The following is a 10,868-nucleotide window of genomic DNA, read 5'->3' as shown; positions in this document are numbered from 1 at the left end:
TGCGTTTGAGTGGTTTCGCTTTATAAGTCTTGCGACTAAGCTGATTGACTGCTTTCATACGGCGTGCATCTGTGTTCCAGATGACACCATCTATTCCAGGCGTTTTACTGCCTTTGTTTTGAGATACTCGCTTAACCGCAAGAAGCTTAGCTGAGCGAGAATGAGTTAAGAGCCACTGTAAGGAGTTCACCATACCGTATTTCTTTTCTCTCGTTGCTTTTGCGATACGCATTTGAAGCTTTAATACGTGCGCTTCAGCGGATTTCCAGTCGATAGACTGCCACTGAGCACCGTCAGAAGATGCACTAATCTCTTTCGAGACCATCATTTGCTTTTCTCCTTGAATAAAGTTCTTCAAATTCTCTCGCAATGGGAGACCAGTTGGAAGTGGGCTCACTTTCGTGATCAGACATGAGTCTGTATCTACATCATTACAATGTAGCTTTCGCTTTTTCCGACCTCCTATACTTGCATCACTATCGGCCACAAAGGCTTTCCCAGAGGGAGTGATACAGGCTTACCGTGTTCCGTATGTCACGTAAAATGTCAGCTTAGATGCCCACTATAGTGCGGAGAGTACTGTGATCACGAAAGAGTATTGTCCAACCTCTTTCCAACTCTCATTGCCATTTTGGCCACAGCGTATTAACCACTTCCGCTGTTTCATCACATAACGCACCTTTCATGGATTCACTTACGTTCATCATACTGACTACCTAGCACTTACCCGATTCATGTGGTTATCAGGAGGATCTGCCTCTCACGATTTCGATCCCGAGCAATTTGAAATTTCTCTTCGTTACATTGTCCGAGCCGCTGCTTTATTCAGGCTCGTAGGTTCATCTGGTGATACAGATAGTTCATTCATAAAGCGATGAACAACGCTTCATACGACTTCAGGTCGCACGGACATAAATGAGTTAGATTCTTAGCTCTATTTGGGGAGATTCGTATTAGAAAATATATGGAAAATCTATTTTAACTCTTGGTTTATCGTAAAAAATCGTCGTCACTGATTTCAATAAGTCATACTCGACCAGAAGGTCTACACCTCACGCTGCCAAACTCATATTAATAACTACCACCCCCTCTCTAACTTCATATTTCGAGCATTTTACATTTAGCTTACCGAGCAAGAACTTGCCCAAATCGAGCAATAAGTTGCCCAGCCGGGCAACTTATTGCTCGATATTTAATAGCGTAAAAACGCAAAATCTATACTTATCAGTAACTTAAAAACTGGCACACTTCCTGCTCTAACAGCACGTCATCACAGCATAGGCTGTGTCATTTACTCCATCATAAAATAGGATACTAAGATGCCAACTCCTTGTTATATCGCGATCCAAGGCCAAACTCAGGGTAATATTACAGCGGGTGCATTCACACCTGATTCTGTCGGTAACATCTATGTTGAAGGTCACGAAGACCAAATGCTTGTTCAAGAATTCAAGCACGTTGTTACTGTTCCTACTGATCCACAATCAGGTCAGCCTTCAGGTCAACGTGTTCACAAGCCATTTAAATTTACCGTGGCACTGAACAAAGCCGTGCCTCTGATGTACAACTCATTGGCATCAGGTGAAATGCTTCCGTCTGTAGAGCTGAAGTGGTACCGCACATCGGTTGAAGGTAAGCAAGAGCACTACTTCACTACGACGCTGACCGATGCAACGATTGTTGATATCAACACCCACATGCCACACTGCCAAGATTCATCAAAAGAAGACTTCACTCAGCTTATCGAAGTATCAATGGCTTACCGTGCAATTAACTGGGATCACACAGTATCTGGCACATCAGGTGCTGATGACTGGCGTGCACCGCTAGAAGCGTAATTGCACTCACTATGTATCAGCCTACACACCTGTGTAGGCTGCTTTTCGTTTATGCCTTTGCTAAATACGCCGCAAGGACGACGTTAGCAAAAGTTTAACCACGAGGTCAGTATGGCAACAAAAACGGGTTTGCAATTTACATTTGAAGTCGATGGGCTAGATGCTGATGCCTTTGCCGTCACGCAATTTTCAGGCACTGACAGCCTGTCTTTGCCTTTCGCTTTTACCATCGACTTAGCCAGTCGTCACCCTGCCTATACGCCGCAAGAGACTGTCGATAACACGGCCACGCTTACGGTCTGGCGAGACGGTGAGCAGCAACAGCAATGGCATGGCATTATTCGACGTTTTACTCAGGGTGACACAGGCCATCACCACACCTTGTATCAGGTGGAATTTGTACCGCCAGCAGCCCGCCTCGCGTTGCGCCATAATAGCCGAATTTTTCAAACACAAACGGTGCCTGAAATTATCTCGGTGATACTACAAGAGTTAGGGATTACCGATGTTGATTTCGTCTTAACGCGAGATTACGTGCCGCGTGAATATTGCGTCCAGTACCGTGAAACAGATTTGGCCTTTATCGACCGTATTGCCGCAGAAGAAGGCCTGTTTTACAGCTTTATCCATGAGAATAAAAAGAATACCCTGCGCTTTTCTGATGACACCCAAAGTGCCGCTCGACTGGCGGCACCACTGCCTTATAACAGCCGCAGTGGTGGGCAAAGTGGCGTGCCTTTTGTGCGCACCTTTGCTCGCCATACGCAAATGCGCCCATCGTCTGCGCAACTCAAAGATTACAGTTTTAAAAAGCCGGCTTATAGCTTCTTACAAACAGCCAATGCGAAAGAAGCCGATTACCAGCAAGCCAATTACGAACATTACGATTACCCTGGGCGTTACAAAGACGATGCCAGCGGTAAGCCGTTTACTTCTTTTCGACTCGAATCATTACGTCGTGATGCCAATACAGCCTATGGTGAAAGTAACACCCACGGTTTAATTGCTGGGGTGAACTTTGCCTTGCAAGAGCACGATGATGAGCAATGTAATGACGAATGGCTCGTGGTGGCGGTTAACCATATGGGCACGCAGCCGCAAGCATTAGAAGAAGCTGGCGGACAAGGCGTAACAACCTATAACAATGATTTTATTGTGATACCCGGTCATCGCCCATGGCGAGCCCCCTACACGGCTAAGCCTCGTGTTGATGGCCCACAAATTGCGATGGTGGTGGGCCCTGAAGGCGAAGAGATTTACTGTGATGAATACGGTCGCGTGAAAGTCCAGTTCCCATGGGACCGATACAGTAACAGTGATGATAATGCGAGTTGCTGGATACGAGTCTCCCAAGGTTGGGCGGGGAGCCAATATGGCATGGTTGCACTGCCGCGTATTGGTCACGAGGTCATTGTTAGTTTCTTAGAAGGTGACCCAGACCAACCGATTATCACTGGCCGCACTTACCATGCGACCAACAAGCTCCCTTACCCGTTACCGGCGAATAAAACCCGCACGGTATTGCGCACGGAAACACACCAAGGGGATGGCTATAACGAGCTGCGCTTTGAAGACCAAGCGGGCAAAGAAGAAATCTACGTTCACGCACAAAAAGACGTGAACATGTTGGTGGAAAATGACCGCAAAGACGACATCAAACACGATTTACACCTTGATGTAGACAATGAACGCTTCACCCACATTAAAACCCACGATCACCTAACCGTCGACGGTGAAAGCCGTACGCATGTGAAAGCCGATCAAACACTTGTTGTTGATGGCAACTTACACATGAAACAAGGCCAAGCCTTACTGGTGGATGCGGGTAATGAAGTACACCTTAAAGCAGGCTCAAAAGCCGTGATTGAAGCGGGGGCTGAAATCACGCTGAAGGCTGGCGACAGCTTTATCAAAATAGATGCATCTGGCGTTTCAATTTCGGGGGCAGCGGTCAACATCAATGCAGGTGGCAGTGCGGGCAGTGGCTCTGGCTTTGCTGGACAATCTCCATTACTGCCGGGTGCAGTAGAAGCGGCTGTGGCATTAAATCCTTTACCCCTTCAACTCTCCCCTGCAACCATGGAAACATTGGCAATTGCCAATGTTCCTCTTGCAAAGCTTTGCCAAAAACAAACAGATGGTAGCTGCCCTCTCGATGACTGCCCATGTCGAGGAGATGCATAATGTCTGTGAATTATTGGTTACTCGTTGATACAGTTCGTATCCCCGATACATTTTTAATAGTAAATAACGCTTTTTCAATTGAACAAAACATCGCTCTTTTTAAAGGGTGTGATTTTGAATATTTGATAGATCAAAGTCCGTTACTGGTGAACTTAGGGCAAGACAAGTCAGCGTTAGATAAATGGAAAGTAATGCCCTACTTCGATTCAAGTTCAGTCATGTTTGCCGTTGACGCATCAGTTGAAACAAACACATTACTTAACCACCTTCAGAAATTGCTGATTATTCAAGTGGACGGTAAAAAAATGTTATTTCGGTATTACACCAATGTTATGTGGGAACAAATTGAAAGTGAGCAATGTAAGGTTTCGCCTCAAGACTTAGCGACATTACTTGGTCCAGCGAAAGCCCTATATTGGACAGACGAAGAGCAACATATTAAATCGATTCAACAAGAAAATATTCATTTCCAATATTTACCAACCGATCATTACGCTCTGGTTTCGGCATGCTTTAAACAATGGGGTTGACAATGAATACGCATAAAATAACAAAAGATGAGTGCCTTAGCTTAATTGCCCTAAAATACAATACAACTGTAGAAAAGCTACAAGAACTCAACAGTGATCAAATTCAAGATATTGACTACATTCTTGAGGGAAATACATTAAATATTCCTGATAATACATCATCGGGTGAAAGGATCCCCTTACCAGAAAAACCAACCAGCACAGCGACGGGGAACACGACTTGTTCTGCGGTTCAGCCAAAATTTGTCGATGTTTTGTATGTACCAAGCCACCCTATTTCCGGTAAAAAAACGTGGTATGCCATCACAGAAACGGCCCGAAAAGCCATTTTAAAAGAAAAAGAAACCCTGATTGAAAATGTTGTGGGGGTTGATTCAAAAAAAGATAAATTCAGCGCGTTAGATAAGTTAGGGGTATTGTCAAATTTTAATACTAAGCCTCATGAGCAGTTTCTAGATAACGATGAAGATAAAGAAAAGTATCATCAGCTAATTATAGATAAAATGGTATTAGAAACGGGTGCAGATGATTATTACGATGGGGGAAGAGAGGCATTTATTAAAAGCTTAGCATCAACATATAATCTTTCTTTTGATGATGAACTAAAACATGTAAATATACATGATAAAGCTAATATAGGAATAGAACTTGCCAATTCCAATAATTATGGTCTAGAAAAGGCAGATAGCTTATATGATGAATACCAAAGTCTAGCGCAACAATCAGAGCGAAGAAAAAAAGCACTGAGTAATTTAAGATCAAACCTACTTAAGTCAATAGAAAAGAAAATTAACGTCCTTAAAGGAAAAGCAGAAAGCAATGCTCAACATATCCTATCTGATGATGGCACTTCTTTTGTTTTTGATAAAAACAGTCATTTTTTCACGAGTCAAAAACAGATCGATATTGCTAATACCATTAAGGCATTTAACCAGAATCGACCATGTGATGAGAACGATCTCATCTCTTTTTCTCAAGATAAACTAAATGAATATTATAGCAATGGGATCCGTAATGCACTTACGCCTCGAAAATTGCCAGATTCTACTGCTACAATACCTACTGCTTTCGCTCGTCATTTAGAAAAACTCAACTCACTCGGTTTCGTTGTTATTGAGCAGTGTTTAAGTCAGTCGCACCTCATTGGTACGGATGTGTCACACTTTGGCCCTAAAGCACTTGTCGGTAAAAAAGGAGATACATCTTGGCGAGAAATATCTTTCTGGTCGTGGTCGAGTGAGCCTACCCCACTCAATGTTAAACAAGAACAAACTATACAACGACTCTACAATGAACTGTGTCCTGGAAAAGCAGCAGCGAAAGACATTGTCAATGAAGCGAATGTTTGTGATTGGGCGTATTATCCCACTTTAGGGCTGATTAACCTGATTGATGTCAGCTTAAAAAGTCTTAAAGATGATTTAAACGCGCTTTTAGGTGCGGGGAACACCGCTCCTGTCAATGAAGTGATAAAACAACTGCTTTGGATAAAGCAAGTGGCTATTGCCCGCAAGGAACTGCTCTTATCGATTGCCAATAAAAATGCACAGAGTAAAACATCCTTACATTTTTTAAGTGACAATATTACAGGTGTGACTTTCACTCTAATAGATGATGAAAAGGAACATAAAGTAAAAGAAAAGAAGCTAGGGCGGTTTATAAATAAAGCAGGCACTAACGATATTCAAATCGTTGAATGTTGCCTAATGTCAGACGGCAATCTTTTCTGGATCCGAGGCCCTCACTGGTATTTACCCTCAAATAAAGACGATAAAACCTGTGCAGGTCACATCCAAGAACTCAATGTAGAAATTGAAGCTCCGTCCGCGAATAATCACGTAGAAGAGACAGGTACAGACTTAACAACAGCTTTAGATGAAATGAAGAAAGGAGGAGAGATTGATTTAACGCTATCTGCAAAAATAGCTAAATTCACTTCGACATCTGAGTTTTGGTCTGATGGATATCACTATAAGGAGGGTTTAGCGCCAGATGGTGCACAGTGTGCGTACAATGCTGACGCGCAGGCACAATTTATGCGCTTTACCTCTGACGCAGCCACCAAATTCCATACATTTGATGATAAATTAACAGGGTTTGAATTTTCAAACACCTTTGGCAGTGAAATCGAAATCAAAGGGGAACTACAGTTTTTTAATACTCAATTAAACTTTTCAACGTGGTTACCATTAAATGATGAAAACGCCAAGGTTAAAAGTAATAAGCCTAGCCAACAAAACAAAATTCGTGGCTACGACATCAAAATCCCTTACATGAAAACAGGCAGCACAGAGGTTCAGTCTTATCATGTTGGTTTAATCGCTATCAATTTAAGTGCGCAAGTTTATGGTCTTGCTGCTGCAACGTGCCAACTAGGAACGGGAATAACATTTGGACCAAGCGAAGATAATGGGGGCATTGGCATTAGAGGCTCATCAGTCAATGTGCCGAGCTACAATCTTGTGGATGGTCAAAGTGCAACATCTAAAGTCATCGGCGGACAAAGAGCATTAAGTGCGGTTGCCGCAGAGGCTAAATCTAAAGTTGATATGTTTGTTGGTGTTGAAGCAGGTGGCGCTGTATCTGCTGAATTCTATTGGCAACCGCCACTGGTAAGTAGTGCAATAGGCGCCTCAAGTAAACCGAATAATCCCAACTCGTATCTCACCTTAGGTAAAATCAGTGCTAAAGCCTCTGTGAGCTATGGACTAGGAGCCAGTGCGGAGTTAAGACTCACCTATCAACATGGGGAGTTTATCATAATCGCTGCCGCTCAATTCGTGGCAGGTCCAGGTTGCTCGGGTAAAGTTGCTATTGAGCTAAACCCTGAAAATGCTGACCGTTTTATTAACTGCTGCTTAGCGGTGCTTAAGGAAAGTGGATTTAGACGCATTGCATTGTTTGGTGAATCTGACAGTAACGGTGTAAATGAAGATTTTGTTGCCTTTAACAACGTGCTGACTGTTGCCATCACATTGGGTTTAACTTTTGCCGAGGCGATGTTACTGCCCGATAAAGCAGTACGCTACTATAAACAAGAAACGCTAAAAGGAGAGTATGCGCCGTTTCTTGCTCAGCGTATTACTGAAGAAGAAAACAAAGTTAATATGCAAACATGGATAACTAGTATCCCACCAGAAACACTATCTTCCCTACTTAACTGTTTGATATCCGTTCAGTATAAAATTGCTGAAAACACTATCCAAATTAATGCTATCTTACAAATTTTACAATGGTTAACTAATAACACTAGTGGTGTCAATCAAAACCAATTTGAGCGAGCACTCGTGCTCATGAATGGTGATATAGAAACACAGCAGGCCCCATCAACCCAATGGGAAAGCTTTAAAGTGAGTTGGAGAAAATTGGCTTTATTTATTAAAAAGTATGGTGATAACAAAAAAGAAGATGAATATGAATTTAATAAAAACTGCGCTGAGCTTTGTAAAAACATGACATTGTATAAAGTAATCACTTCTAACCCTGCTTTCACAATGACCGATTATATATGCTTTTATAATGGCGATGATCTTGATGCTCATACCAAAGAAATTCGCGATCAGCTTAAAGATAAACTACGAACTCAACAATACACATCAATAGAATGGAAGACAGATGCAATTTAAATTTACGACTTTCATTATCGCACTTATATCGATAGTGTTAATGGGTTGCACCAAAGCAACCAAGCCGCAACAAGCTGATATTGCTGTGTTTGAGCAATTCTTATCAGAAAATCCGATCTCAAGCATCAGTCCATCTATTGATGTAGCAAGTATCTATATGCCTGGTGATCCACTTTTTGAAGGGGTACTTAATATTCAGCGTAATCTCTGGGGAAAAGCAGAAAAAGCACTGAAACCGCTTGTTGATAAAAATGACCCAAATGCACTTTATTGGTCTGCTTTAATCTCATACTCAGGAAGCATTAAAAGTACCCCTATTGCTCGTAAGATGCTTTTACAATCAGCTAAGTTAGGTAACCCATATGCGGCATTATTTTTTGCACCTGACAATCATCAATGCCAAATGTATTTTCCGAATGAATGCAGTGAGCAATGGGTAGAAAAAGCACAAAAACTCTTTGCTGAGCAAGCAAAAACAGGTGATGTACGTGCCGTGTATTACAGTGTAACACTGAAACCGGAGCTAACCCACGAGGAGTATATTGATGCGATTGTTCAAGCTGCTGAAAATTATTACTACTACCCACTGGTTGAATATTCCAACAACATTGTAAAATTAAGCAATCCCGATAAAGATTTAGAAACTTTGGGAGTTAAACTGCTTAATTATGCTAGATTTAATAATTTTGTTCCTGCTATTGACGCTTTAGGAGATTATGAAGCCAAAAATAATCGCCTTCATAGTGATGAGATGAAACGTTTAAACGAACAAGGGTTAAAACTTGGGTCGAAAATATCATGGAGAAGTTACAGAAATAATGCTCTTGAGGATAAATCATTAACAGAAACACAAAAGTATATTGCAGCCAAAGCAACTGATTTATTTAATGGCGATGACTTTGGACTAAGCTTCACTCACCCCCCAAAAGAAAAAGAAGCCTTAATCGCTGCTAATAAAGAAGCTCAAGCGAAAGCAGATGCTGTTAAAAAAGTTATTTATATTGATGGTGCTCACGCAACAATGTTCTACTCACGTTCAGATATACAATAATACAAACTCATCAATTTAAATGATCTTAGGGCGCTTCTAGATATTTAAGAAGCGCTTCTTAAATCAATATTAAAGCAAATTATTGCCCAGTAATTGTTAGGTGTACTATTGTGCATTAAAATCAATCAGCTTCTCAGTCCGCTAAGTTAAGGTCTAAATGCATGAAAGTAACTATTAGTACACTATTATTAGTTTTCTCTTTTTTAGCCTTAACCGGTTGCTCAAAAGCAACAACACCTCAACAAGCCGATATTGCTGTGTTTGATCAATTTTTATCAGAAAACCCGATATCAAGTATCAACCCTTCTATTGATATTGCGAGTATCTATCAGCCTGGTGATCCGCTTTTTGAAAGTGTTTTGTATATCCAACGTAACCTTTGGGCTGAGGCAAAGAAACAACTTGAACCTATGGCAAAGAACCAAAATCCTGACGCAAAATTTTGGTTAGCATCAATTACATGGGGAACGGGTATTAAAAACAACCCTATAGCTAAAAAGCTATATATGGAATCAGCTGAACAAGGTAATCCATACGCAGCTTTGTTTTTTTCTCCAAAAAACGATATTTGTCGAATGTACTTTCCCAATGAATGCAGCGATAAATGGACAAAAAAAGCACAAAAACTCTTTGCTGAAAAAGCCAAAACAGGCGACGTTCGTGCCGTATATTACAGCACTACATTGAAACCTGACCTAACCCACAAGGAGTATATTGATGCGGTTATTCAATCTGCTGAAAAGCATTATTACTACCCGCTCGTAGAGTATGCGAATACAATTATCAATGAAGATAAGCCAAATAAAAACATGGAAGCTATGGCTGTGGATCTTCTTAATTATGCGCGGTTTAATAACTTTGTACCGGCTATTGATGCTTTAGGAGATTATGAAGCCAAGCATAATCGCCTCCATAGTGAGGAGATGAAACGTTTAGACGAACAAGGGTTAAAACTTGGTTCGAACATATCATGGAGAGGTTATAGAATTGAAAGCCTTCATGATGATTCATTAACAGAAACACAAAAGTACATTGCAGCTAAAGCGACAGAGTTATTTAATGGCGATGATTTTGGAATAAGTTTTACCCACCCACCTAAAGAAAAAGACGCCTTAATTGCTGCGAATAAAAAGGCTCAAGAAAAAGCTGACTCGGTAAAAAAAGTGATTTATATCGATGGTGCTCACGTCCCTGAAGGTTAATTATTTTTTAGCAATTTTTGAGCGCTTCCTAAATGAAAAGGAAGCGCTTTTTTAATCAATATTAAAGCAAATTATTGCCCAATTCTTTTTAGGTGTACTATTCAGCATTAAAATCAATTAGCTTCTTAGTCAGCTAAATTAAGGCCTTAAATGCATGAAAGTAATAATTACTACTCTACTTTTAACTCTCTCTTCGATAGCCTTAACCGGTTGCTCAAAAGCAACAACACCTCAACAAGCCGATATTGCTGTGTTTGAACAATTTTTATCAGAAAACCCGATATCAAGTATCAACCCTTCTATTGATATTGCGAGTATCTATCAGCCTGGTGATCCACTTTTTGAGGGGATTTTGAATATTCAGCGTAAGTTATGGGGAAAAGCTGAAAAAACACTTCAACCTTTAGCTGATAAAAAAAATCCAGAAGCGATGTATT

The 10,868-nt window shown here is 41.1% G+C and carries 7 protein-coding genes and 1 pseudogene; 7 read left to right on the top strand and 1 reads right to left on the bottom strand.

What is annotated here, in order from left to right:
• On the bottom strand, positions 1 to 328 hold a 328-nt coding region (locus C9J42_RS20915), incomplete at its 3' end, for a reverse transcriptase N-terminal domain-containing protein (protein WP_199189338.1).
• A 991-nt stretch (positions 329 to 1,319) separates the two neighbouring features.
• Between C9J42_RS20915 and C9J42_RS20910 the strand changes: the two genes are divergently transcribed.
• The 7 genes and pseudogenes from C9J42_RS20910 to C9J42_RS20880 form a co-directional block, all read left to right on the top strand.
• Positions 1,320 to 1,838, top strand: coding sequence for an Hcp family type VI secretion system effector (locus C9J42_RS20910; RefSeq protein ID WP_005365509.1), 519 nt, complete (start codon positions 1,320 to 1,322; stop codon positions 1,836 to 1,838).
• Between the two features lie 111 nt (positions 1,839 to 1,949).
• Entirely contained in the window at positions 1,950 to 4,022 is a 2,073-nt protein-coding gene (locus tag C9J42_RS20905) for a type VI secretion system tip protein VgrG (RefSeq protein ID WP_107288106.1), read from the top strand.
• Positions 4,022 to 4,552, top strand: coding sequence for a DUF4123 domain-containing protein (locus C9J42_RS20900; RefSeq protein WP_158259301.1), 531 nt, complete (start codon positions 4,022 to 4,024; stop codon positions 4,550 to 4,552). Before C9J42_RS20905 ends, C9J42_RS20900 begins: the two co-directional genes overlap by 1 nt.
• Before the next feature lie 2 nt (positions 4,553 to 4,554).
• On the top strand, positions 4,555 to 8,178 hold the full coding sequence (locus tag C9J42_RS20895) for a LysM peptidoglycan-binding domain-containing protein (RefSeq protein ID WP_107261252.1): 3,624 nt from the start codon (positions 4,555 to 4,557) through the stop codon (positions 8,176 to 8,178).
• Complete coding sequence (locus C9J42_RS20890; protein ID WP_107208789.1) at positions 8,168 to 9,229, top strand: hypothetical protein; 1,062 nt, start codon at positions 8,168 to 8,170, stop codon at positions 9,227 to 9,229. Before C9J42_RS20895 ends, C9J42_RS20890 begins: the two co-directional genes overlap by 11 nt.
• A 161-nt stretch (positions 9,230 to 9,390) precedes the next feature.
• Positions 9,391 to 10,431 (top strand): hypothetical protein, encoded by a 1,041-nt coding sequence (locus C9J42_RS20885; protein WP_107208788.1) that lies wholly within the window; start codon positions 9,391 to 9,393, stop codon positions 10,429 to 10,431.
• 154 nt (positions 10,432 to 10,585) lie between these two features.
• A pseudogene (locus C9J42_RS20880) lies at positions 10,586 to 10,868 on the top strand (hypothetical protein); the annotation flags it as partial.

The organism is Photobacterium sp. GB-56 (assembly GCF_003026105.1).
Lineage (GTDB): Bacteria > Pseudomonadota > Gammaproteobacteria > Enterobacterales > Vibrionaceae > Photobacterium.
Note: the sequence above shows the minus strand (reverse complement) of the source record. Positions and strands in the feature narration are given on the sequence as shown.

Excerpts from the sequence above, each read along its gene's own strand:
- C9J42_RS20910 (WP_005365509.1), top strand. The coding sequence starts at position 1,320 with ATGCCAACTCCTTGTTATATCGCGATCCAAGGCCAAACTCAGGGTAAT.
- C9J42_RS20905 (WP_107288106.1), top strand. The coding sequence starts at position 1,950 with ATGGCAACAAAAACGGGTTTGCAATTTACATTTGAAGTCGATGGGCTA.
- C9J42_RS20900 (WP_158259301.1), top strand. The coding sequence starts at position 4,022 with ATGTCTGTGAATTATTGGTTACTCGTTGATACAGTTCGTATCCCCGAT.
- C9J42_RS20895 (WP_107261252.1), top strand. The coding sequence starts at position 4,555 with ATGAATACGCATAAAATAACAAAAGATGAGTGCCTTAGCTTAATTGCC.
- C9J42_RS20890 (WP_107208789.1), top strand. The coding sequence starts at position 8,168 with ATGCAATTTAAATTTACGACTTTCATTATCGCACTTATATCGATAGTG.
- C9J42_RS20885 (WP_107208788.1), top strand. The coding sequence starts at position 9,391 with ATGAAAGTAACTATTAGTACACTATTATTAGTTTTCTCTTTTTTAGCC.